This is a genomic window from Pilosibacter sp. NGB245, assembly GCF_057397225.1.
The window spans coordinates 2,481,558-2,504,841 of sequence record NZ_CM171584.1; the positions used below are offsets into that span (position 1 = coordinate 2,481,558).

Consider the following 23,284-nt stretch of genomic DNA (forward strand, 5'->3'; position numbering starts at 1 on the left):
TATGTTTTATTACGGTCAGCACAGCAAGATGCGCTGACCTGCTGAATCAACCCGTCTGCACATTTATAAAGCACCAAGTTTTTTCAATTCCTGATATACAAGATGCACCGGAAGTCCCATCACATTCGCGTAAGATCCCTTTAATCCGTCGATATATCTTGCAAAAAATCCCTGGACCGCATACGATCCCGCCTTGTCCATCGGCTCCTCGGAATCCGCATACTCCCGGATCTCTTTTTCCGTCATCGGGGAAACATTCACGTCCGTCTCATCATAGAAGGAAACGACCGTATCCGCTTCTCCCTCCGGTCCTTTTTTCACGAGGCAGACGCCCGTATAGACCTGATGGCTGCGCCCCGCGAGACGCCTGATCATCTCATACGCCTCCTCGTGGCTCTTCGGCTTCCCGAGGATCTTTCCGTCCGCCGCGACGACCGTATCGGACCCAAGGATCACGGTTCCCTCCGGCATCTCTTTTGCCACATCGACGGCTTTCTGCTCTGCGAGACTCATCACGACCTCAGCAGGGACGTCCGATGTGATCTTCTCTTCCACATGGCTCACGATGATCTCCGGGACGATCCCGATCTGCAAAAGCAGTTCTTTCCGTCTCGGGGAACCGGATGCCAGAATGATCTTACTTTTTTCCATTTCTCTTTCCTGTCTGTCATTTCCTGTTATAGAAGAAAGAGGCGGTCTGACATAAGATCCAGCCGCCTCATCCTGTCATAAAGTCCTAAATCACATGCGGCTCACACGCCGTCTGCAGATCCGCTCCGCAGCCAGTCATGTGCTTTGCACGTTCCGGACTCCATTAGAAACTTAATTTATCCTCAAAATAGCTCTTTAACTCTGCGATCGGGATACGAACCTGCTCCATCGTGTCTCTGTCACGAACGGTTACAGCGCCGTCTGTCTCAGAATCAAAGTCGTATGTTACGCAGAACGGAGTACCGATCTCGTCCTGTCTTCTGTATCTCTTACCGATATTTCCTCTGTCATCGAACTCACAGTTGTAGTATTTGGAAAGTTCTGCGTATACCTTCTCAGCGCCCTCGTTTAACTTCTTGGATAACGGAAGGATGCCGACTTTCACCGGTGCGATCGCCGGATGGAAGTGCATAACGGTGCGGACATCGCCGCCCTCTAACTCTTCCTCGTCATATGCGGAGCAGAGGAATGCAAGTGTTACACGGTCTGCGCCGAGTGACGGCTCGATAACGTACGGGATGTACTTCTCGTTTACTTCATCGTCGAAGTAGGACATATCCTGTCCGGATACGTTCTGATGCTGTGTCAGGTCGTAATCGGTTCTGTCCGCGATACCCCAGAGCTCGCCCCAGCCGAACGGGAATAAGAACTCAAGGTCTGTGGTTGCCTTACTGTAGAAGCAGAGCTCCTCCGGAGAATGGTCACGTGCACGCATCTCGTCCGGTTTGATGCCGAGATCCTGCAGCCACTTGATGCAGAACTGTTTCCAATATGCGAACCAGTCAAGGTCTGTACCCGGTTTGCAGAAGAACTCTAACTCCATCTGCTCGAACTCTCTGGTACGGAATGTGAAGTTGCCCGGTGTGATCTCGTTACGGAAGGACTTACCGATCTGTCCGATACCGAACGGAACTTTCTTTCTGGATGTTCTCTGGACATTCTTGAAGTTTACGAAGATACCCTGTGCAGTCTCTGGTCTTAAGTAAACGGTGTTCTTTGCATCCTCGGTAACGCCCTGGAATGTCTTGAACATTAAGTTGAACTGACGGATATCCGTGAAGTCATGCTTTCCGCAGCTCGGGCACGGGATCTGGTTGTCGTCGATGTACTTCTTCATCTGCTCCTGGCTCCAGCCATCGATCGGAGTTTCCGGCTCGATGCCTTTCTCTGCCATATAATCCTCGATGAGCTTGTCGGCACGGAAACGCTCTTTACATGCCTTACAGTCCATTAACGGATCGGAGAAACCGCCGATATGTCCGGATGCAACCCATGTCTGGGAGTTCATTAAGATCGCGCAGTCCACACCTACGTTGTACGGATTTTCCTGGATGAATTTCTTCCACCACGCACGTTTTACGTTATTCTTAAGCTCTACGCCCAGATTGCCGTAATCCCATGTGTTTGCAAGACCTCCGTAAATCTCGGAACCCGGATAAACAAAGCCTCTGGATTTCGCAAGTGCTACAATTTTTTCCATTGTCTTTTCCATTGTGACTCTCCTCTTGATCTCTTCCGCACTGGTTTATGCGGAAAGTAATTCTATCTACAACCACCTGGGATTTCGGGGTAATTCCATCCCATCCGGCGTATTGCCATGATCACAGGATCTTAAACTGAAGATCCCGTCTCTCTAAGATCCGCGGATTTCCGTCGGATCCTTTTATCTGAAGATAATATAAGACGTCTCGCCTTTCGGCGTCTCGGCCGTATTCCCGTTTAAGGTCACGCCCTCGGACACATACTGGATCGCACCGTCCGTCTGGATCTTCGCGCTGCCGGTCACACAGACCACATAGAACTTTTTCTGTTTTGTGATGTCCACAGCGGATACTTCCGTCTTTTCATCGCCTGCTTTATAGAAATTTGAACCGACGATATAGCCTTTTTCCACTCCGTCCTGCACGGAAACCACATCCAGACTCTCGACCTGGATCCCGCTCTCCTCATCCGGATACTCCGCCGCAAAGCGAAGGTATTCCTCCGCATCCGGGAAGGTGATGAGAAGTTTCGCAGTCCCATCCTTCACGGTACATTCCGTGATCTCAGCCTTTTTCTCACTGCTTCCGGACTGGTTTTCGCTCTCGAATGCGTCCAGCATCTCCTGCGCATAGGCTTTTAATTCATCGGCGCTGTAATAATCATTCTCGCAGATTTCCACATCTGCGCTGGTGACGGTGCCTTCCTTTGTGACATAAAGGCTGGTCTCCGTCGGGGCAAATGCGGTCTTTCCCACTCCGCCGCCGCAGCCGTTTAAGGCAAATGCGAGAAGGAGAATGGCTGCCGCCGTCTGTCCTTTTTTCATAATTCCTCCTTGATCCTCAAAAACGATTTTTAAGGATAAACCTGTTTATGATACCGATGCTTCGCATTCCAAATCGGCAAAATCCGCGACCGCTACTGTATCATACGGAATTTTCAGTTCTGAAAATTCCTACCCGTGAAAAGCAACGAATGATCCATTGCCAAAAAAGTCAAAAAACCTTTAACATCATTTATATACAAGAACATCCAAAATGTCAAGTGAATGGAAGGTTTTATCCACAAATCGCCGCTTATTTTCCGCCACGCACTTTATGAATTCTTCCAAGACTTTCTCCGTGACTGTAAAGGTGTAAAGCTTTTCCACCGGAGACGCGAGAACGTATTCCCACGTATAGATCGTGGAGTCTTCCAGCCTTCCCAGAGGCTTTTCCATGTACTCGCCGTTGATCTCCATGAGCTTTAACTCAAAGACAGCCCTCACGAGCCGGTTCGGGATCGTGCTCTTTAAGAGTGCCCGGAGTGACTGGTAGAGAAGTTTTAAGGTCTCGACCGCCTCCAGGTTCTCTCTCCCGTAATAGTCCGCGAACTCCAGAAAATAGGATCCGTAACATGCCGCCTCCATATTTTCCGTGATCTCCCGGAAGTAATTCTGTACCTCCACAGAGACGAGGGAATAGGCGTCCCGGCCCTCATAGAGGGAGAATGTGCCGAACACAAAGGGGGATGAGGACGCCATCAGCGTACTTCCGGGTCTTCTCGCACCTCTTGCAAAAGCCGTGATCTTTCCCCGCTCGCAGGTTAAGATCACGAGTCTTCTGTCATATTCGCCCGCCGGGGCAGATTTGATGACCATCCCGGTCAGGACTACCTGTTCTCTCATTTCTTCGTTCCTTTAATAACCTCTTGCATCTGATCCAGAGCTTTCCTGCTACGGCCGCAGACAGAAATCTGTCTGCCTGACCAGCCATGCTGCAGCAGAGTGATCAGATATCTTTCGAATTATATCCGTAGTTCTTCATATACAGCTCGGAATCTCTCCACTCCTTGCGGACCTTGACCCAGAGCTTTAAGTTGACCTTCGTGTCCATGAGGTTCTCGATCTCGATCCTCGCGGAGGTTCCGATGCGCTTTAACATCTGACCGCCTTTTCCGATCACGATCCCCTTGTGGGACTCTCTCTCACAGATGATCGTCGCATCGATATCGAACATGCCGTTGTCGCGCTCCGTCATCCGCTCGATCGTCACTGCGATCCCGTGCGGGATCTCATCCGACATCATGCGGAGTGCTTTCTCACGGATCAGTTCCGCAGCGATCTGGCGCATCGGCTGGTCGGTCACGGTGTCCTCATCATAGTACTGCGGTCCCTCCGGCAGATACTGGAAGATCGTGTGGATCAGCGTGTCAGTGTTCGTCTTCTTCATCGCCGATACCGGGATCACCTCTTTAAAGTGGTATGCATCCTTGTAGGTCTCGATGGTCTTTAAGATATCCTCTTTCTTCACCGTATCGATCTTGTTGATGACGAGGATGACCGGTGTCTTTACGGTCTGCAGCACTTTTAAGATATGCTGCTCACCGGAACCAATGTAGGTTCCCGGCTCCACGAGCCATAAGATCACGTCGACCTCACGGAGTGTATGCTCCGCAACGTTTACCATGTACTCACCGAGCTTGTTTTTCGCTTTGTGGATCCCCGGTGTGTCGAGGAAGATGATCTGACCATGCTCGTCTGTATACACGGTCTGGATCCTGTTTCTCGTGGTCTGCGGTTTTTCCGACGTGATCGCGATCTTCTGTCCGATCAGATGGTTCATCAATGTGGATTTTCCAACATTCGGACGGCCGATCAGTGTCACAAAACCTGATTTATATCCTTTTTTCATGAATTCTCCTTAGCTTTTTCAAAAACGTTTCCGTACTTTTCCCTGTATTTTTTCTTCCTGTCCCAGGTTCTGTTCCGGTCGGTGCAGATGGTATGCAGACCTGCCGAACAGTTCCCTTTGCAGTCTTTTTTCTTACTCAAATAACGGTTTGATCTCCTTGAACAGTTCCCTGTCCGCCTTGATCTTATCCTCATTTCCGACTACACACACAGCTCCTGTCTCAAGGACTGCCTTTGTGATCGGTGCGAGGGCGCGGATATCTTCCACGGTCGCGTTTAAGATCTCCTCGCGCTCTTTTTTCAGCATCTCATCCGTCACTCCGGAATACCATGCGGAGAGTCCGCGGCTTCCCTTTAAGGACGGAGTCAGCGGAGTATCAATATCGCTGATGGTTCCGATGACATATTTTGTCATCGTGCGCTCATCCGCCTCGAAATTCTCCAGATAATCCGGGATTCCGAGATAGATATCATCACTCTTCTTCACCTCCGGATCACGGTAGGAGACAAAATATCCCTCACCGGAACGCCCGATGCCGCTCATGCAGCCGTATGCACCGCCTTTCACGCGGATGTTGATCCAGAGATAATCATAGCTTAACATCACTTTTAAGATCCGCAGCGCGCCTGTGTAGGAATATCCGCTTCCCGCGAAGGTTCCGCAGTGTGCCACATAGTTGACCTTGGAGGAGGAAGTAAAGCCCTCATTTCTGTTCTCCTTCGGTGCTGTGAACGGATAGATTTTTCCGGTTCCTGCCGGGATCTTCTCAGAAAGCTTCTTCATCGCGCCTTCCAGATAAGAGAATCCTTCCTGGTCAGCTGTGTAGCTGACTGTCATGTTCTCTCTCGTAAAGAGCACTGCCATCACACGCTTCAGGCCGGCAATGATCTCGTCGTTCTTTGTCTCAAAGTTCTTTGCCAGGTCCTCTAAGAATTTATAGTATCCGATCCCACCTGTCATATCGTTGAAATAGGAAGTATCGGAGAAGTAGGAGGTCGCTCTCGCAACGGCCGCCGTGTGACCGGATCCCATGAGTTTCATCTGGGACTTTGACTTTCCTTCGCTCAAGATCTCATTTAAGCGCTTTTCATCATCGAGAACCGAGCGGTTGATGATCTCTTCCAGGATCTCGAATCCAAAGTCAAGTTTCTCATAGAGGACTCTCGCGCTACAAACGAAAACTCCTGTGAAGCTTCCCGCTTTCGCAAGATCCGGGTAGGAGGTTACGGAGAAGGAAACACCGCCGCTGTTTAAGAAGATCTCACTGCTCAGATCACTGTAACTGTAATTTTTTGTATCCACATATCCGAGGACGGATTTTAAGAGTCCGAGATACGGCAGGTCTTCCATCGGAACCCGGTTCGTATTGAAGAGGACTTTCAGATATCCGATCCCGGATGTGAACATCTCGTGGCGGACCACGGTGATGCCGTCAAGCTTTGTCTCCTCAAAGATCAGCTTCGCAGGCTCTCTTCCGATCTCATCTCTCGTCAGCATCGGGATCTTCTCGAGGTCTTCCTTCGGGGACGGGGTGTCCTGGTACTCTTTTAATTCCTTTGTCTGGCGAATCAGCGCATCGATTTCCTCTTTGGAGAGGCTGTCCTTGTATTCCTTTAACTTCTTTGCAGTCTGCTCTTCGATCCGGGCGGTAAGGTTCTTCTTCGGGCTTGCGATCACAACCGCCTCATATGGGTTGTCGAGAAGGTATGTCCTGATAAGTCCTTCAAAATATCCATGGTCAGCGCCTTCTTTTAAGGCTGCGAAGGTCTCCTCATACTCTAAGTGCATCATCGGATCGCCGCCGTAGAGCCAGCTGTCCAGGCACTGGAGACCGTACATGAGTCCCTTCGGCGCAGAACCGTAGTCCGCCTCGCGGTACTGGAATTCGTAGTTGTTGATCCCGGCCTTCAGGCTCTTTTTCTCGATGCCGCCGTCCACCAGTTTTCTCAGTGTGGATTTTACAACTTTCACGAACTCATCTTTCTGCTCACGCTCTGCATTCTTTGCGATCACGGAGAAATACGGCTGCAGGATCCCATACTCGTAGCCGCCCATGATATCGTCGCCGATCCCCGCGTCTAAGAGTGCTTTTTTAAGCGGTGCGCCCGGCGCATCTAAGAGCACATACTCCAGGATCTGGAACGCCACATACTCCTTCGGGGAGAGCTCGTTTCCGGCCTGCGTGTTGATCGAGAGGTAAGTCGCATGGTCAAGGCTCTCGGACTCGGAGACGGAATAGAAGATCTCCCGCTCGATCGGCTCCTTGAATTTTTTCTGGATCCGGATCTCGGAATCGATCTCTTTTCTGTCATACTTTCCGAGATATTCCTCATCGAGCCATTTTAATTTTTCCGCCATGTCCATATCTCCGTAGAGGTAGATATAGCTGTTGGACGGGTGATAATATTTATGATAGAACGCAAGGTAATCCTCGTAAGTCAGCTTTACGATGTCCTCCGGGTCTCCGCCGGACTCAACGCCATAGCAGGTATCCGGGAACATTGCCGTGTGGATGAAGCTGTCCAGAACGCTCTCCGGGGAGGAAAATACCCCTTTCATCTCGTTGTATACAACGCCGTTGTAGGTGATCTCATCTTCCGGACTCTCGAGCTCATAGTGCCAGCCTTCCTGCATGAAGATCTTCTTCTCTTTTCCGATATTCGGATGGAAGACGGCGTCCATATATACGTCCATAAGGTTCTGGAAATCCGTCTCATTGCAGCTCGCGATCGGGTACACGGTCTTGTCCGGGTAGGTCATCGCGTTTAAGAATGTATTCAAAGATCCCTTTACAAGTTCCACAAACGGGTCCTTCACCGGGAATTTATCAGATCCGCAGAGCACGGTGTGCTCGATGATGTGCGGAACACCGGTGCTGTCCGCCGGCGGTGTCCGGAAACCGATGCAGAATACTTTGTTGTCATCCTCGTTGCTCATGAGGAAAATATTTGCCCCTGTTTTTTTATGCTCTAAGATCATACCGTCGGAATTCAGTTCCGGGATATGTTTTACCTGCCGAAGACGATACGCGTCAAGGGCTTTGACTGATTCGATCTGGCTCTCCATGTCTGAAAAAATCCTTTCTTTTTTACGCTATAGTCGTAACCGGATTGCTCCGCACTTCGTGCTCCCGCAATCCTGCCCCCCCACATTCGTAATCCGCTCATTTTTTCTTCGAAAAAATGGCTACTTACTCATGTGGGGAGTGGGTCTCAAACTTATAATCCCGCCTGCAAGCAAGCTTGCGTCGGGCTTCTAAGCTTGATCCCCTTGGTTACATATTCCCCACAAATTTATCTTTTAATATCGCAAAACACTCTCTCACGCAAAAATGTACAAACAGCACGGGATCCGACTTTGCGGAGATGCCGCTGACGTTGGGGAGGCCGACGTGGCGGGCGATCCCTTTGGCGCGGAGTTCGTGGAAATTGCTGGTGAGAATCCCTACCCGGATCACGATCTCCTCATCCGGGGGGAGAAGATATCCGGATTCCGCCATGGCGGCGCGGAGTGTCGCACGGCGGATCCGCTCACGCTCTGTAATCAGCATTTTGCTGTATACCATATTTTCGTAAGTGCTGCGGGATGATTCCTCAAGAAGCAGCTGGTAATCCGGGACTCCGCGGCTCTTCATGTAGCGGTACATGGCGGATGCCTCCGTCACGTCCTCGTCATCCCCCTGTCCGCCGGAAAGCACAAATACCGTGTTCGGATGATATGCCGCGTATTCCACAGCCTTTTCCAGACGCCGCTCCAGCGTGCGGCTGATCGTATTTCCGCGCACCTGCGCACCGAGAACGATCACATAATTGACGCTCTCTTTCTGAAAAGACAGCGCGCCGAATCCCATAAGGAGCTCCACAACGATGAAGATGAATGCGATCGCTGAAAAGAATGTGATCACAGCTACTTCGATCTGCACCGGTACTCTGTCACGGATCCGCGGATAAAACTTTCCCACGGCCGCCATGATAAAAAATCCCAGCGCCAGCACGATCCAGATGGCGGAAAATGAGGTTCCCGCACCGGAGTAGATCACGATCACACCATAATAAATGAGACACAATATTCCCAGGATGCCAAAAATTACTGTCACGATCATGCCTCCTTTCTAAATCCTGCACGCAGCCATTCAGCTTTGTCTTCTTTCCGGATCCGGATCTTACTCCGCCTCTTTCTTGCGGAGAATATCGTACTGCTCCACTTCCCCGTCCAGATCGATATAAAGGATCTGTTTCGGATGCGGTGCGCTCTCCTGGCTCTCGCCTTCCTCTGTGTAGATGCCGCGGACAAGCGCGGAAATATTTCTTCCATCCGGCTTCATGATCTCGATCGTCTCGCCGACAGAGAATTTATTCTTCTGCTCGATCTTCGCGAATCCTCTCGCATCCCGCTCTTCCACGGTTCCGAGGTAGATATAGTTCTTCACGTAAGTATTGCTGTCATAGATCTGGGTCTCGGAAGTCGGTTTTCCGAAGTAGAAGCCTGTGGTAAACTCACGATACGTACACTTTCCGATTTCTTCCTTGTACCACTCCATGTTCGCCTTATATTTTTCCGGGTCCTCCAGATAATCATCGATCGCTTTGCGATAGGTTCTCGCGACAGTCGCCACGTAGAGGGCCGTCTTCATGCGTCCCTCGATCTTAAAGCTGTCGATCCCCGCATCGATCATCTCCGGCACATGTTCGATCATGCAGAGATCCTTGGAGTTGAAGATATAAGTTCCGCGCTCATTCTCATAGACCGGCATGTACTCGCCCGGTCTTGTCTCCTCGACAACGGAATATTTCCAGCGGCACGGATGGGTACAGGCACCCTGGTTCGCGTCGCGCCCCGTAAAGAAGTTGCTGAGCAGACATCTTCCGGAATAGGAGATGCACATGGCGCCGTGGATAAAGCTCTCAATCTCCATGTCCTCCGGGATGTGTGCACGGATCTCTTTGATCTCCTTTAAAGATAACTCTCTGGCGGAGACGACGCGCTTTGCGCCGAGTTCATGCCAGAAAAGGTAAGTTCCATAGTTTGTATTGTTCGCCTGTGTGCTGATATGGATCTCCATATCCGGGAGAACTCTCTTTGCGATCGTAAAGACACCCGGATCCGAGATGATCAGCGCGTCCGGACGGATCGTCTTTAATTCCTCAAAATATGCCTCCACGCCCGGGAGGTCATCGTTGTGTGCGAGGATATTCGCCGTGATATATACCTTTACGCCGTGGTCATGGGCAAATTTGATCCCTTCCATGATCTCTTCGTTCGTAAAGTTTTTTGCTTTGGCGCGGAGTCCGAATGCCTCACCGCCGAGATATACGGCATCGGCGCCGTAGATCACGGCCGTCTTTAAGACATCAAGGCTTCCTGCCGGAATCAGAAGTTCCGTTTTTCTCATAACTAATCCTTTCCTGACCTGTTTTTTACACTGAGCGCGACCCCATCGCCCACCGGCAGGATCGAAGTCTCAAATTTATCCATATGTTTCAATGTGTACAAATACTCTCTCATTCTCTCATGGATCGTGCGGTCCCGACGCTCCACCGCGTAGCGGGATTCCATGATCGTCCCGTCCTGCAGGACATTGTCAGACATTAAGAGTCCGCCGTCTCTCAGCAGGCGCAGGATATCCGGCAGCCAGTTGATATACTGCCCCTTTGCCGCGTCCATGAAGATAAAATCAAAGGAGCCGGAAAGCCCCGCGAGGATCTCCCCGGCGTCGCCCTCCAGCAGCGTGATCTTTTCTTCCATCCCTGCGAGGCGGAAATTTTCCTTCGCCTCCGGGATCCTTTTTTCATATTTTTCGATTGTCGTGATCCGGCAGTTTTCCGGCATTACAGACGCCATCAAAAGCGCTGAATACCCCACCGCCGTTCCGACTTCCAGGATCCTGGCAGGGGAAACAAGCGTCACCATTGTCTTTAAAAGTGCCGCCGTCTCCCTGCGGATGATCGGAACTCTGTTTTTTACCGCAGTCTCCGCGATCTGTTCAATGAGCTCCCCATCCCCCTGATCCAGGGAATTTATATAAGCCGTAAGTCTGTTTTCCGTGATCATGATTTCGTATCTTCCTTCGCAGCATCTTCCGGACTTTCCTTTAAAATATCGATCAGCTCTTTGGAGTCCTTCGATGTATTTAACTCATAGGTTCCGGCCTTCACCTCGTATCCATAGCATTTTGCCTGGATCGTAAAGGTACGCGGATCACGGATCAGGCCGGCTTTCTTTAAGATCTTTCCGACCTCTTCCACCGACTCGTTTCCGGTGAGCTTCACGCTCTTCTCTGTTCCCGGCTCCGCCTCCATCGCCGGCGCATAGAAGATCCCGTGGCCAAAGGAGTAGGCACTTCTCGCCCCGGTGACGATCAGGATGGCAGCAAGTCCATACAGGATGATCCGTCCGGATGTGCTGATGACAAACAGGCTGATCTTGTTGATTTCTCGTGTTATCTTGCTCATATCATTCCCCTTGCAGGTAGCTCCGCCGTGTATCTTCTTGTTTTCATGTGCATGAAAACAAGAAGCCGGGGGCGTTCCCCCTATACTGAGCTGTGCCAAAAATTGCTTATGCAAGCAAGCTTGCAACACAATTTTCAGCCCAGCTCAGTGCACGGCTAACTGGGTTCATTTAAACTTCCATGATGATTGGAAGGATCATCGGGTTTCTCTTGATGCGCTTCCATAAGAAGTCGCTTAAGCTGTCGCGGATAATGTTCTTGATCTTGCCCCAGTCGGATACGTGGCGCTCTAAGCAGTCTGCAACAGCCTGATCCACGATCGCCTGTGCCTCCTCCATCAGATCCTCAGACTCACGCACGTAGACAAATCCGCGGGACACGATATCCGGTCCAGAGAGCAGGAGATTGGAGTGTTTCTCAAGTGTCAGGACAACGATAATGATACCGTTCTGGGCAAGGTTCTGGCGGTCACGGAGAACAATATTTCCGACATCGCCGACACCGAGTCCGTCAACGAGAACGCCGCCGGCCTGTACATGATCGATCACATCTGCGCCGCTCTCACCGATCTCGAGCACATCTCCTGTGTGGAGCATCACAACGTTCTCCTTCGGGATGCCGAGAGAAATCGCAAGCTCCTTCTGTGCCATTCTGTGGCGGTACTCACCGTGGATCGGGATCGCATATTTCGGACGTACCAGAGAATAAACGAGTTTGATCTCCTCCTGGCATGCATGCCCGGATACATGGGTATCCTGGGAAATTACGGTCGCGCCCTTCATGGAGAGTTCGTTGATAACTCTCGATACGGCTTTCTCATTTCCCGGGATCGGGGTAGAACTTAAAACGACAACATCGCGCGGGGTAATGGATACTTTTCTGTGCATGGAGGACGCCATTCTGGAGAGAGCCGCCATGGACTCACCCTGGCTTCCTGTCGTGATGAGGACGGTATCCTCCTCCTTATAGTTCTTTAACTGCTCGATATCGATCAGGGTTCCGTCCGGGATGTTGATATATCCGAGTTCCTGTGCGGTTCCGATGACATTGACCATGCTGCGGCCTTCCACAACGACTTTTCTTCCGTACTTGCAGGCGGAGTTGATGACCTGCTGCACGCGGTCCACGTTGGAAGCGAATGTCGCAACGATGATCCTGTTCTGCTGGTGCTCAGCGAAGATCGCATCGAACGTCTTTCCGACCGTCTTCTCGGACATCGTAAAGCCAGGACGGATCGCGTTCGTGGAATCACATAAAAGTGCGAGCACGCCTTTCTTTCCGAGCTCCGCAAGTCTCTGGAGATCGGTCACGTCACCGAACACCGGCGTGTAGTCGATCTTGAAGTCACCGGTATTTAAGATGATTCCCGCCGGTGTAAATACAGCAAGAGCAGCCGCGTCCTCGATCGAGTGGTTCATCTTGATAAATTCCACGCGGAAGCAGCCGAGATTGATGGACTGTCCGTGTTTTACAACCTTGCGCTTTACGCTGCGCAGCATGTTGTTCTCTTCGAGTTTATGGTCGATCAGTCCCATAGTCAGCTTGGTCGCATAGACCGGCGCGTTCACCATTTTTAACACGTACGGAAGCGCACCGATATGGTCCTCATGGCCGTGGGTGATGACAAATCCTTTTACCTTCTCATAGTTATCTTTTAAGTAGGTTACATCCGGAATGACAAGGTCGATTCCAAGCATATCGTCGCTCGGAAATGCGAGTCCGCAGTCCATCACGATAATGCTGTCGCCGTACTCGATGGCTGTCATGTTCATTCCGATCTGTTCCAGTCCCCCGAGAGGGATAATTTTGACTTTACAGTTTTCTGTATCATTTTTCACGTTCTTCACGATTCATAACCTCTTTCTTTTTTTCTTCATTTTTCCTGCACTCACTGCAAAGTCCGTAGAGCTTTACCTCGTGGTTCATCACGAGAAAGCCCAGTTTCTCCATCACTTCCGCCTCCAGGCTGTCTAAAAGGTCCGATTCCAGGGAATACACCTTTCCGCAGCCTGTGCAGATGGCATGGTGATGGCGGTGTCCCGATGCGCTTTCTTCACCGTTCAGCTCATACCGGGTAAAACCGTCATCAAATGTGACTTTGTCGATTACATGCAGATCTAAAAGGACCTGGACAGTCCTGTATATCGTAGCCAGTCCGATCTCCGGGCTGTTTACTTTCGCCAGATCATAGATTTCTTCCGCGGTCAGATGTTCCGCCGGGTGCGACGCAATAATATCCAGCACGATCATACGCTGATTTGTCACTTTTAATCCTGCCTTGCGAAGCAGTCCTTTTACTGTCTCATCGTTCATTTTCTCGTCTCCCAACATCTATCCCGCAAAAATTTACTCAGTCTTATCTCCGTCAGATAAGACCGGGTCAAACGCCCGTTGTGGGCGCGCATTGTCTTATTTTACTGTTTTTCCAGATCCACGTCGTCAAGAAGCTCTGCGAAGATCTTCATGAGTCCTTCCAGCTCGTCCTCATCTTCCACGAACTCATAGAGGGCATCCGCCTCCTCAGCGCCGGACATATCCTTTAAGATATAGCAGTCACCTTCCTCATCGTCATCTTCCGCATCTGTGACGAGAAGATAGTTCGCTCCGTTTAATTTTGTCTCTTCCACAACGTAAAATTCGAGTGTCTGGTCATCGTCGACCAGTGTGATTTTTCTCTCTTCCATACATATTCTCCTGTTTGCTGCAGCCCACAGCCGGGCCACCTGCCGAGTGTTTCCTGTTTTCGTAGTTACACGTTTCGTTCTCAGTCTTCCTGACGATCTTCTTTCGTCTTTAAGCAGTCCAGATATCCCTGTAAAATCAGGCCCGCGGCAACTTTATCGATCACCGCTTTTCTGTTCTCGCGGCGCACTCCACTCTCCATCAGGATCTGTTCCGCAGCAACGGTCGTGAGACGCTCATCCCAGTAATGCACCGGAAGTCCGGTACGGCGCTCTAACATTTCTCCGAAGGCTTTCGTTTTCTCAACGCGCTCGCCCTCTGTATTGTTCATATTTTTCGGGAGTCCCAGAACGATCTCCGTGATCTCATACTCCCTGATCAGCTCCTCGATCCGGGCACACGTCTTGCGCAGTTTGTTCTCATCCTTGCGCTCGATCGTCTCCACGCCCTGGGCTGTCAGAAGAAGTCCGTCACTGACCGCGACTCCCACAGTCTTTGAACCGAAATCCAGTCCGAGTATTCTCATAAACTCTGTCCTCTGTTATTTTTCCTCATACCAAAACCAGCCGGATATGTTCCTTCCCGGCTGTTTGTTCTGGCGTCGTATCTGTTCAGTACCTGACATCTCATCCTTTGCGGAAAGACTAGCGGAGTCTCGTCTCGATATAGTTCTCCATCAGCTCTTCCAGGATCTCGTCACGTTCTACTTTCATGATAAGGCTTCGCGCGCTCTTATAGCTCGTAATATAGGTCGGATCGCCGGACATGATATAGCCGACGATCTGGTTGATCGGGTTATACCCTTTTTCGGTCAGTGCTTCGTAGACTTCACGAAGGACCTCGCCGACCTCAAGCTTCTTATCTTCCTGTACCGCTTTAAAATATTGTGTATTACTGATATCGCCCATAAATATCCTCACGTCCTCTTGTGCTGATATAAATCAGATTTATATCAACCCTTTTGTTGCTATTCTTTATTCTACTCTAATTTTATCGTTTCTGCAATACAAACTTGCCCGGCTGACCATCGGCGGCGCTGCGTTACGGTACACGAGCATTCCATGCCCGCGCACTGTAACGTGATTTTGCCGATGCTTCGCATTCCGAATCGGCAAAATCTGCGACCACAACGGTATCATACGGAATTTTCAGTTCAGAAAATTCCTATCCGTGAAAAGTAACTCCGCCGCTCTATGAGAGCAGCATGATCTCCTCCGTCAGGAATTCCTTCAAGGTTCCCCTGACAAATGTATTTTTCAGCATCTTCGGATCGCGCCCGTCAAGTCGGACCGCTGCCTTCACATATTCCTTCGTATATCCGGTCATGCAGACCTCGCTGTCGATCGTCACCGGCTCTTCGAGGAGGATCTCCTGCTCCGTCCCGAGGAATGATTCCCGGTATTCCCCGGACATTTTTTTCTCGAGTTTTAAGAGAACGGCACTCCGCTCCTTCTTCACCGGCTCCGGCACCTGGTCAGGCATCCGGTCCGCGCGGGTTCCGGCACGTCTGGAGTACGGGAACACATGCATCTCATAGAAGTGGACCTTCTCAAGGAATTCCCTTGTCGTCTCAAAATCCGCATCCGTCTCACCCGGGAATCCCACGATGACGTCCGTCGTGATCGCCGGATTCTCAAAATATTTTCTGAGGATCGCGCAGCGCTCCGCGTACTCCTCACAGGTGTAATGGCGGTTCATGCGCTTTAAGGTGTCATCGCATCCGCTCTGTAAAGAGAGGTGGAAATGCGGGCAGATCTTCGGAAGCTTTGAAAGCTCCTCCGCGAACGTTTCCGTGATCACACGCGGTTCCAGGGAGCCGAAGCGGATCCGCTCGATCCCATCGATCGCATGCAGCCGTTTGATCAGTGTCAGAAAGTCGATCCCCTCATCCTTGAAGTCGATGCCGTAGGAAGTCAGATGGATGCCTGTGAGGACAATTTCCTTGTAACCTTCCTCCGCCAGGATCTTTACTTCCTCCTCCACGTCCTCCGGCCGGCGGCTTCTGACGCGGCCTCTCGTGTACGGGATGATGCAATAGCTGCAGAACTGGTTGCATCCGTCCTGGACTTTGATGAACGCACGGGTGTGTTCCGCCTGCTTTTTAATGTGAAGCTTCTCGTACTCATTGGATCCCGCGAGGTCCGTGATGGACTCTTTGATCTCTTTTCCGGCAAACCAGGCGTCTAAAAGCGGAACGAGATCCGCCTTGCGGTTATTTCCGATGATCAGATCGACAGCGGCGTCCTCTCTCAGTTTGTCCGCTGCCGCCTGCACATAACAGCCTGCCGCGACAACGACCGCGTCCGGATTTTTCGCCTTCGCGCGGTGCAGCATCTGGCGTGATTTCTTGTCTGCCACATTCGTCACGGAGCAGGTGTTGATGACATAGACGTCCGCTTTCTCCTCAAATCCCACGATCTCATATCCAGCGGCCTCCAGAAGCTGTTCCATCGCCTCCGTTTCATACGCATTTACCTTGCAGCCAAGATTGTGAAGCGCTGCTTTTCTCATATTCTATCTCCTCATATTATATAATCAGTTTCTGTCACTATACCCGGATTTTGCCGATGCTTCGCATTCCGAATCGGCAAAATCTGCTGCCACAACTGTATTGTACGGAATTTTCAGTTCAGAAAATTTCTACCGTGTACAGTAACATACAGTAACACTTAAACATTATTCAAGATACCTCTTGACTTTTCATGCATGTCCATTTAGTATGAAAGTAGGTTTTTCTATTTTATCAGAATAACAAATATTCGAGTATTGGGAGGAACACTGACATGAAAACCGTTAAAATTTCTTTAAACTCCATCGATAAAGTGAAGTCTTTTGTAAACGACCTTACAAAGTTTGATACCGATTTCGACCTTGTTTCCGGCAGATACGTCATCGACGCAAAATCCATCATGGGAATCTTCAGCCTGGATCTTTCCAAGCCGATCGATCTGAATATCCACGATGGCGGAAACACAGAAGAGATCCTTACCGTACTTGCTCCGTATATCATTGAAGCATAAGAAAAAAAGGGTGTAACTGTAAAGGTACTGAACAGTTACAAGGTTTTAAAAACTGCCGGAATCTTACTTCCGGCAGTTTTTTTGCACCTTTTTTTAGATGCAGCGGATCACTTCTCTCGTCTCAAGTGCCGTCTTCATCAGTTCATCGATCTTCTCATCCAGCTTCTTTTCGGAATTTTTGATCTTCTTTAAGCTCGGCTTTGTGACCGGATGCTTTGCGACGAAGATCGTGCAGCAGTCCTCATACGGAAGAACGGATGTCTCGTAAGTTCCGATCTTTAAGGAAATATCCACGATATCCTGCTTGTCGAACGCGATGAGCGGTCTCATGACCGGAAGCTCGCAGACTTCATTTGTAACGGCGAGGGACTGCATCGTCTGGGATGCAACCTGACCGATGCTCTCGCCGGTGACGAGTGCCAGACAGTCATTCTCCTTCGCGATCGTCTCCGCGATCTTCATCATATAGCGGCGCATGATAATTGTAAGCTCGTCATGCGGGCACTGGTCGTAGATGTAGAGCTGGATATCGGTAAAGTTGATGATATTTAAGCGGATCGGACCTGTGTACTTTGCGACAAGTTTTGCGAGATCAACGACCTTCTGCTTCGCGCGCTCACTTGTATACGGCGGAGCATGGAAATAAGTCGCATCGATCGTAACGCCGCGCTTCGCGATCATCCAGCCGGCAACCGGGCTGTCGATACCGCCGGATAAGAGCAGCATCGCACGTCCTGCGGTTCCGATCGGCATTCCGCCCGGTCCCGGGATCGTCTCGGAGAAGATGTTGATCTTGTGGCGGACTTCCACACGGAGTAATACGTCCGGTGTGTGGACATTTACTTTTGTCTCCGGGAATGCGTTTAAGATCACCTCGCCGAGGTCGCGGTTGATCTGGTCGGAAACGACCGGATACTGCTTATTCGCACGTCTCGCGACAACTTTGAACGTAAAGTGTTTATCTTCATATGCGTCATCGATATATTTGACCACCTGGGCCTTTAAGTCCTCGTAGCCGTTGTCCTCGATCTGGACCATCGGGCAGATCCCGACGATACCGAATACATGCTGAAGAGCGTCGATCACTTCATCGTAATCGAAATCTTCAGATGCCTCCGCATAGATTCTTCCGGCTTCCTTTGTAACCTCGAACTTTCCTTCCAGGTTCTTTAAACGGTGATGGATCTGTTTTACAAGGGCGTCCTCAAAGAGGTAACGGTTCTTTCCCTTTACGCCGATCTCTGCGTATTTAATTAAAAATGATCTGTATTTCACGGAATTTCCTCCATTGGTTTTCTATATTTACGCTCTGCGGTATCTCCGCAGCATCGGAACAAGCTCTTTTAACACGTCCAGGCAGTAGTCCACCTCTTCCTCCGTATTGAATGCGCCGAAGGAGAAGCGGAGTGTGGAATCGAGCAGGGAATCCTTCACGCCGATCCCCTTTAAGGTTCCGGACACACCCGGATGGTTGGATGAACATGCGGAACCGGAAGAAACGTAGATCCCTTTATCTTCCAATGCGTGTAAAAGCACTTCCGCTCTCACGCCCTCAAATCCTGCCGCCACGATCTGCGGTGCACTGTCACGTCCGGTAAGTCCGTGGACCGTAACGCCGTCCATCGCCTGCAGGCCTTTCACCATGCGATCCTTGATCGCGTAGAGCTTATCGATCTTCGCGTCATGGTCTGTATAGACCATCTTTGCCGCAAGGCCAAGTCCTGCACAGCCCGGAACGTTCTCGGTTCCGGAGCGCATACCTTTCTGCTGACCGCCTCCGTAGATGATCGGTTTGATCTTCACGCGCTCATCGATATAGAGGAAGCCGGTTCCCTTCGGTCCGTGGATCTTGTGGCCGCTGGCAGATAACAGATCGATCCCCTGTTTTTTCGGGCGAATCACATATTTTCCGTAAGCCTGGATCGCGTCAACATGGAAGTAGACGGACGGCTTTTTCTCCTTGATGATCTTCGCGATCTCCTCGATCGGCTCCACAGCGCCGATCTCGTTGTTCACATACATGACGGACACCAGGATCGTATCGTCGCAGATCGCCTCGCGGAGTGCATCCAGGGAGACATGTCCGTTGTGGTCGACCGGAAGGTAGGTCACGCGGAAACCAAGCTCTTCAAGAAATGCTGTCGTATTGTAGATGGACGCATGTTCCACGCAGGAGGTAATGATGTGGTTTCCGGCGCGCTTGTTTGCAAGCGCCGTACCGATCAGCGCCATGTTGTTGGACTCCGTTCCGCCGGAGGTAAAGAGGATCTCCTTGTCCTTTACCTTTAACGTTTTCGCGATCTCCTCGCGGGCAGTCTTAATGTAGTTTTCCGCCTCCACACCTTTCATATGTCTGGAGGACGTATTTCCATAATCCACGGTCATTGTCTCAGCGACGATATCGCGCACCTCATCGAACGCGCGGGTAGTCGCGGAGTTGTCAAAATAAACTTCTCTCTTATCCATGAGTTTTATTACTCCCAGTTTGTCAGCAATAACTCCATGCACACAGTTTTCCTGCTGTCATTTTTCCGTTATCCTGACCGTTCTCCTTATTCTCGTATTCCACGTTTCTTCATGATTCCAGCAATAATCCGACCGCCGCCATCACGAACATTCCGGCCGTCTCGGTTCTCAGGATCCGCTTTCCGAGTGTCACCGGTCTCACGCCGGAGTTCATCGCAATCTCCACTTCCCCGTCCGAAAATCCGCCTTCCGGTCCGATAAAGATGGACAGTTTCTGTCCCGGCTTTAAGCTTCCTATCAGCTCTCTCGTGAGCGCCATTCCGCCCGCACCCGGGAGACTTTCCGAATCCTCATAAGGAATGATCGCCAGGTCATCCGTTTTCGCCGCCTCGATCGCCGCCTTGAATTTCATCACATTTCCGATCTCCGGCACGATCATGCGCTTCGACTGTTTCGCCGCGCTCTCGGAGATCCCGTACCAGCGTTTTCTCTTCGCTTCTTCCTTCTTTGCGTCGAGCTTCACCACCGCGCGGTCGGTATCCACCGGAACGATCTTTGTGACGCCGAGTTCTACACATTTCTGGATGATAAATTCCATTTTATCTGCTTTCGGAAGTCCCTGGTACAGAGTCACCTGTACCGGAAGCTCCGTATCGTCCACCTCTTCCGGCAGGATCTTCGCGAGAACCTTGTCCGGAAAAAGCTCCGTGATCTCGCAGAGGCAGTTCGTTCCCTTTCCGTCGCTGAGCAGGATCTTCTCACCCGGCTTCATCCGCAGCACGTTTTTAATATGATTCACATCCGGGCCGGTGATCACGGCCTCCGTCCCTGTAAAAAATTCTGTTTCCGTAAAAAAATGGTACACTATTTCTTCCTCGCTGTAAAGGATACCCACTCGCCCTGTCTTGTCACTTCAAGGATCTCGAACGCTTCGTTTGCCTCGAGAGCTTCGCGGACCGCCTGTTCCTTCATATCAATGATACCGGAGCTGATGAAGATCCCGCCTTTCTTTAAGTGGAACGGAACCTGTTTCTGGATCAGGATGATAATATCGGCGAGAATGTTTGCCACAACGATATCGTAGCACTCGTATCCAGCTGCGTCCTGGGTTGCCTTGTCGTCGATGATGTTTCCCTGGATCACGCCGAACTTCTCCTCCGGGATCTCGTTCGCAGCCAGGTTTTCATGGACAGCCGTGATCGCATTCTCATCAAGATCAGTTCCGAATACATAATCAGCGCCCAGTTTTAAAGCCGCGATCCCGAGAATTCCGCTTCCCGTTCCGAGGTCAAGGACCTTTACGCCCGGCTTTACATACTTTTCAAGCTGGCGGATACAGAGCTGCGTTGTCTCATGTTTTCCGGTTCCGAAGGCGGTTCCCGGGTCGATCTGGATCAGGAGCTTGTCCTTATGTTCTTCCGGGATCTCCTCCCAGGTCGGCTTGATCAGGATATGGTCCACGGTAAACGGTTTGAAATACTGTTTCCAGTTGTTGATCCAGTCCTTATCATCCGTCTCGGACTCTGTGATCTTTGCGGTTCCGATATTTACGAACTGGCTGATCTCCTCAAGTCCCTCGCGGACTGCTTTTAACTTTTCTTCCGTATCTTCATCCTCATCGAGGTAGAAGCTTACGCGGGCAGTACCGTCGTCCGGCGGGAGTTCCGGGAGAATATCGATAAACATTCCCTTTGTCTCACTCTCTGTGAGCGGCACGTTGTCCTCGATCTCCATTCCTTCGATCCCGATATCATCGAACATACTTCCGAGATAGTCCACTGCGTCCGTGGTCGTCTCAAGAGTGAATTTCTTCCATTTCATATGCTGTTTCTCCTTTTTTATGATCGCCGGTCAGGACCAATCGTTTTATTCCGTTCTGTCATATCCGGCTTTCCGCACATATGCCTGTATCCTATATGGATGCAGACGAAATCACATGATATCATAACATAGTTTCACAGGCTTTGCAAGGTGGGACTTTACTGCGTCATATACAAAGCGGGACAGAGCTTTCTGCCCTGTCCCGCGAAGTGAATGCTATGAAATTTTGTAAATGTTCAGGCCTGCTGAATCGGTACGAAATTTTATGCCGTCTTTTTGTTCGGACGGACGAATAAGATGCATCCCACGATGATGCAGATCGCAAACATCGCTCCGCCGACGCCCATCGTCATTCCGACGCCTGTCATCGTCCACATCGGAACGAGACCTGCGAATGCTTCCTTCCAGCACATAACTGCGCTGTACACACCGTGGTTATCCGGTGCACTGGAGTTGGAATCCGGGTCAACCGCACGGACAAGCGCAAGACCTGTCGCTGTGTTTCCGGTACCTACGCCGAATGCCATGATCGCTTTCTCGAACCACTCATCTTTACAGAAGAGTTTGCAGAAGCCGAGGGCGATCGCAAGTGTCAGTGCACAGCAGATTGCTGTGTAGACAACGATCGGTACGATATATGTACTGATCAGGTCGATATCTAGAGTTGCCATCGCCGTGAGGACAACGACCTCAAGTAAAAATCCGCTGACATGTTTGATCGTCTTTACATCGATGTAACGGTCAAGTTTTACTGCCTTTGCAACGTTCCATACGATCGCGCCGCCGAGGATACCCTGGATAACGCTCGGGAGAACGCTGACGCCCGGCCATACAAGACCGACTACCTTGATGAGAAGACGTCCTACATAAACAGAACCGAGGAGCCAGCCGCCCTGAAGAGCGAGATGGTTGATACCGATGGAGCTTGTAACCGTGTTTCCGATGGAAGTTTTCTTGTCATCCGGAAGAACACCGCCGTAGTACCAGTCAGGCTGTTTCTGTGCATCTTTTACAAACTTTGTCCAGCCTTTTCTGACACCGATGTTTACAACGATCATACCGACTAACATAGCCATGATCAGACCGAAAGTTGCAAGTACCATACCGATGGACATGTTTCCCGGAATGCCGAGGTTCTCATATGTCTGTCCTGCTGCACCGGCATTTCCGTGGCCGCCCTGGAATGCGAACACGCCCATGGTTCCCCATCCTTTCGGGAGACCCGGCCAGATCACTGCGAGCAGAGCACCGAGACCGGCGCCGACACACATCTGCATTCCGTAGATTCCCTGCTCAACGCAGATGTAATCCATGTATCCGACAACTTTCTTTTTGTTGATCGTAACGCCGAATAACAGAGCCGCCATGATCGGAGCGATCAGGACGTTGGAAAACTTGGAGAAAGACTCCGGAATCTCAACAAGCCAAGCATCTGCTGACCAAGGATCAGTGCCAGAAGTCCTCCGATCAGGGACGCCGGAAGGAACAGCTTCTGGATTGGTTTCACGATTTCTCTTACAAAGAATCCCGCGAGCATGAATACGCCAATGAGGATCATGTCGCTGAATAGTGACGCAACTGTCATATTGTACCCCCGTAAATCATTTGCAGCCGTTCAGGTTTTCACAGCTGCAGGTTTTCTTTTGATAATGGATAGTCAGGGTCAGGTGAGGTTTTGACCCATCTGAAAGCATATTTTTTTGATCTTTGGTATTGATCTGATTGGCCCAATCACTTTCTACGAATATTGTATCTTTGTTTCTCCAAAAAATACAAACAATGTATTTCATTTGTTTTAACAACAATTCTTTGTTATGTAACTATAATTTATAAATATTCTAAATAAAGTTTTCAGTGTTTTCCGCTTTTCAGAACATATCCCGACACATTTTCCGCTACGGGTACAGCCGCCTACGGCGATCTTCCATCGAAATTTCCTGTTGCGCAAAAAGCGAACAAGGGACAGAATGGGTGTTCTGTCC

23 protein-coding genes are annotated in these 23,284 nt (G+C 50.4%); 1 reads left to right on the plus strand and 22 read right to left on the minus strand.

Translation table 11 applies throughout. The annotated features are described in order from the left end of the window. Positions 1-63: 63 nt before the first annotated feature. From ACXMYH_RS11190 to mtaB, 16 genes are all read right to left on the minus strand, one after another. Positions 64-651, minus strand: a complete 588-nt coding sequence (locus ACXMYH_RS11190; protein ID WP_118532881.1) for a Maf family protein — start codon at positions 649-651, stop codon at positions 64-66. A gap of 163 nt (positions 652-814) precedes the next feature. Next, a complete protein-coding gene (locus tag ACXMYH_RS11195) occupies positions 815-2,203 on the minus strand; it encodes a glycine--tRNA ligase (protein ID WP_118532883.1) in 1,389 nt (462 codons plus the stop codon). 171 nt (positions 2,204-2,374) lie between these two features. Beyond that, positions 2,375-3,016 carry a hypothetical protein gene (locus tag ACXMYH_RS11200; protein WP_118532885.1) on the minus strand — a complete coding sequence of 214 codons (642 nt, stop codon included), beginning with the start codon at positions 3,014-3,016 and terminating at the stop codon, positions 2,375-2,377. Between the two features lie 186 nt (positions 3,017-3,202). Continuing rightward, positions 3,203-3,856 carry a DNA repair protein RecO gene (recO, locus tag ACXMYH_RS11205; protein WP_329751693.1) on the minus strand — a complete coding sequence of 218 codons (654 nt, stop codon included), beginning with the start codon at positions 3,854-3,856 and terminating at the stop codon, positions 3,203-3,205. Between the two features lie 103 nt (positions 3,857-3,959). Next, a complete protein-coding gene (era, locus tag ACXMYH_RS11210) occupies positions 3,960-4,862 on the minus strand; it encodes a GTPase Era (protein WP_015555002.1) in 903 nt (300 codons plus the stop codon). Between the two features lie 132 nt (positions 4,863-4,994). Beyond that, positions 4,995-7,928 (minus strand): insulinase family protein, encoded by a 2,934-nt coding sequence (locus tag ACXMYH_RS11215; RefSeq protein ID WP_329751692.1) that lies wholly within the window; start codon positions 7,926-7,928, stop codon positions 4,995-4,997. A gap of 208 nt (positions 7,929-8,136) precedes the next feature. Further along, the gene (locus ACXMYH_RS11220) at positions 8,137-8,958 is read right to left on the minus strand and encodes a YdcF family protein (RefSeq protein ID WP_486463526.1); all 822 of its coding nucleotides are present in this window, start codon (positions 8,956-8,958) and stop codon (positions 8,137-8,139) included. 66 nt (positions 8,959-9,024) lie between these two features. Then, a complete protein-coding gene (locus ACXMYH_RS11225; RefSeq protein ID WP_118321136.1) occupies positions 9,025-10,254 on the minus strand; it encodes a peptidase U32 family protein in 1,230 nt (409 codons plus the stop codon). 2 nt (positions 10,255-10,256) lie between these two features. After that, positions 10,257-10,913: an O-methyltransferase gene (locus ACXMYH_RS11230; protein ID WP_486554915.1), complete on the minus strand. Its 657-nt coding sequence runs from the start codon at positions 10,911-10,913 to the stop codon at positions 10,257-10,259. Beyond that, a complete protein-coding gene (locus ACXMYH_RS11235; RefSeq protein ID WP_118297088.1) occupies positions 10,910-11,314 on the minus strand; it encodes an endolytic transglycosylase MltG in 405 nt (134 codons plus the stop codon). Before ACXMYH_RS11235 ends, ACXMYH_RS11230 begins: the two co-directional genes overlap by 4 nt. Before the next feature lie 169 nt (positions 11,315-11,483). Continuing rightward, positions 11,484-13,151 (minus strand): ribonuclease J, encoded by a 1,668-nt coding sequence (locus ACXMYH_RS11240; RefSeq protein ID WP_118297144.1) that lies wholly within the window; start codon positions 13,149-13,151, stop codon positions 11,484-11,486. Continuing rightward, on the minus strand, positions 13,141-13,626 hold the full coding sequence (locus ACXMYH_RS11245) for a Fur family transcriptional regulator (RefSeq protein WP_118297089.1): 486 nt from the start codon (positions 13,624-13,626) through the stop codon (positions 13,141-13,143). Before ACXMYH_RS11245 ends, ACXMYH_RS11240 begins: the two co-directional genes overlap by 11 nt. Before the next feature lie 101 nt (positions 13,627-13,727). Next, complete coding sequence (locus ACXMYH_RS11250; RefSeq protein WP_118297090.1) at positions 13,728-13,997, minus strand: DUF1292 domain-containing protein; 270 nt, start codon at positions 13,995-13,997, stop codon at positions 13,728-13,730. Between the two features lie 80 nt (positions 13,998-14,077). Then, positions 14,078-14,521 carry a Holliday junction resolvase RuvX gene (gene ruvX / locus ACXMYH_RS11255; RefSeq protein ID WP_118297091.1) on the minus strand — a complete coding sequence of 148 codons (444 nt, stop codon included), beginning with the start codon at positions 14,519-14,521 and terminating at the stop codon, positions 14,078-14,080. Positions 14,522-14,639: 118 nt separating this feature from the next. Continuing rightward, positions 14,640-14,903, minus strand: coding sequence for an IreB family regulatory phosphoprotein (locus ACXMYH_RS11260; RefSeq protein ID WP_118297092.1), 264 nt, complete (start codon positions 14,901-14,903; stop codon positions 14,640-14,642). 283 nt (positions 14,904-15,186) lie between these two features. After that, positions 15,187-16,506: a tRNA (N(6)-L-threonylcarbamoyladenosine(37)-C(2))-methylthiotransferase MtaB gene (gene mtaB, locus ACXMYH_RS11265; protein ID WP_118321137.1), complete on the minus strand. Its 1,320-nt coding sequence runs from the start codon at positions 16,504-16,506 to the stop codon at positions 15,187-15,189. 272 nt (positions 16,507-16,778) lie between these two features. On the opposite strand from mtaB, the gene ACXMYH_RS11270 reads away from it, so the two are divergent. Continuing rightward, a complete protein-coding gene (locus tag ACXMYH_RS11270) occupies positions 16,779-17,015 on the plus strand; it encodes an HPr family phosphocarrier protein (protein WP_015555013.1) in 237 nt (78 codons plus the stop codon). Positions 17,016-17,108: 93 nt separating this feature from the next. Here ACXMYH_RS11270 and thiI read toward each other — a convergent pair whose 3' ends face one another. From thiI to ACXMYH_RS11300, 6 genes are all read right to left on the minus strand, one after another. Next, a complete protein-coding gene (gene thiI, locus ACXMYH_RS11275; protein WP_118297094.1) occupies positions 17,109-18,290 on the minus strand; it encodes a tRNA uracil 4-sulfurtransferase ThiI in 1,182 nt (393 codons plus the stop codon). Positions 18,291-18,317: 27 nt separating this feature from the next. Then, a complete protein-coding gene (locus tag ACXMYH_RS11280; RefSeq protein ID WP_118297095.1) occupies positions 18,318-19,481 on the minus strand; it encodes a cysteine desulfurase family protein in 1,164 nt (387 codons plus the stop codon). Between the two features lie 109 nt (positions 19,482-19,590). Then, positions 19,591-20,346 (minus strand): 16S rRNA (uracil(1498)-N(3))-methyltransferase, encoded by a 756-nt coding sequence (locus tag ACXMYH_RS11285; protein ID WP_118530814.1) that lies wholly within the window; start codon positions 20,344-20,346, stop codon positions 19,591-19,593. Then, positions 20,346-21,302: a 50S ribosomal protein L11 methyltransferase gene (gene prmA / locus ACXMYH_RS11290; protein ID WP_118297097.1), complete on the minus strand. Its 957-nt coding sequence runs from the start codon at positions 21,300-21,302 to the stop codon at positions 20,346-20,348. The genes ACXMYH_RS11285 and prmA overlap by 1 nt, the downstream gene beginning before the upstream one ends. A gap of 263 nt (positions 21,303-21,565) precedes the next feature. Then, positions 21,566-22,669 carry a sodium/glutamate symporter gene (locus ACXMYH_RS11295; RefSeq protein WP_486554916.1) on the minus strand — a complete coding sequence of 368 codons (1,104 nt, stop codon included), beginning with the start codon at positions 22,667-22,669 and terminating at the stop codon, positions 21,566-21,568. An 11-nt stretch (positions 22,670-22,680) separates the two neighbouring features. Next, positions 22,681-22,887: a hypothetical protein gene (locus ACXMYH_RS11300; protein WP_486554917.1), complete on the minus strand. Its 207-nt coding sequence runs from the start codon at positions 22,885-22,887 to the stop codon at positions 22,681-22,683. Positions 22,888-23,284 lie beyond the last annotated feature (397 nt).

Bases quoted from the DNA above. Each gene is read 5' to 3' on its own strand.
- ACXMYH_RS11190 (WP_118532881.1), bottom strand. From the start codon at position 651: ATGGAAAAAAGTAAGATCATTCTGGCATCCGGTTCCCCGAGACGGAAA.
- ACXMYH_RS11195 (WP_118532883.1), bottom strand. From the start codon at position 2,203: ATGGAAAAGACAATGGAAAAAATTGTAGCACTTGCGAAATCCAGAGGC.
- ACXMYH_RS11200 (WP_118532885.1), bottom strand. From the start codon at position 3,016: ATGAAAAAAGGACAGACGGCGGCAGCCATTCTCCTTCTCGCATTTGCC.
- recO (WP_329751693.1), bottom strand. From the start codon at position 3,856: ATGAGAGAACAGGTAGTCCTGACCGGGATGGTCATCAAATCTGCCCCG.
- era (WP_015555002.1), bottom strand. From the start codon at position 4,862: ATGAAAAAAGGATATAAATCAGGTTTTGTGACACTGATCGGCCGTCCG.
- ACXMYH_RS11215 (WP_329751692.1), bottom strand. From the start codon at position 7,928: ATGGAGAGCCAGATCGAATCAGTCAAAGCCCTTGACGCGTATCGTCTT.
- ACXMYH_RS11225 (WP_118321136.1), bottom strand. From the start codon at position 10,254: ATGAGAAAAACGGAACTTCTGATTCCGGCAGGAAGCCTTGATGTCTTA.
- ACXMYH_RS11230 (WP_486554915.1), bottom strand. From the start codon at position 10,913: ATGATCACGGAAAACAGACTTACGGCTTATATAAATTCCCTGGATCAG.
- ACXMYH_RS11235 (WP_118297088.1), bottom strand. From the start codon at position 11,314: ATGAGCAAGATAACACGAGAAATCAACAAGATCAGCCTGTTTGTCATC.
- ACXMYH_RS11245 (WP_118297089.1), bottom strand. From the start codon at position 13,626: ATGAACGATGAGACAGTAAAAGGACTGCTTCGCAAGGCAGGATTAAAA.
- ACXMYH_RS11250 (WP_118297090.1), bottom strand. From the start codon at position 13,997: ATGGAAGAGAGAAAAATCACACTGGTCGACGATGACCAGACACTCGAA.
- ruvX (WP_118297091.1), bottom strand. From the start codon at position 14,521: ATGAGAATACTCGGACTGGATTTCGGTTCAAAGACTGTGGGAGTCGCG.
- ACXMYH_RS11260 (WP_118297092.1), bottom strand. From the start codon at position 14,903: ATGGGCGATATCAGTAATACACAATATTTTAAAGCGGTACAGGAAGAT.
- mtaB (WP_118321137.1), bottom strand. From the start codon at position 16,506: ATGAGAAAAGCAGCGCTTCACAATCTTGGCTGCAAGGTAAATGCGTAT.
- ACXMYH_RS11270 (WP_015555013.1), top strand. From the start codon at position 16,779: ATGAAAACCGTTAAAATTTCTTTAAACTCCATCGATAAAGTGAAGTCT.
- ACXMYH_RS11280 (WP_118297095.1), bottom strand. From the start codon at position 19,481: ATGGATAAGAGAGAAGTTTATTTTGACAACTCCGCGACTACCCGCGCG.
- prmA (WP_118297097.1), bottom strand. From the start codon at position 21,302: ATGAAATGGAAGAAATTCACTCTTGAGACGACCACGGACGCAGTGGAC.
- ACXMYH_RS11295 (WP_486554916.1), bottom strand. From the start codon at position 22,669: ATGGCGGCTCTGTTATTCGGCGTTACGATCAACAAAAAGAAAGTTGTC.
- ACXMYH_RS11300 (WP_486554917.1), bottom strand. From the start codon at position 22,887: ATGACAGTTGCGTCACTATTCAGCGACATGATCCTCATTGGCGTATTC.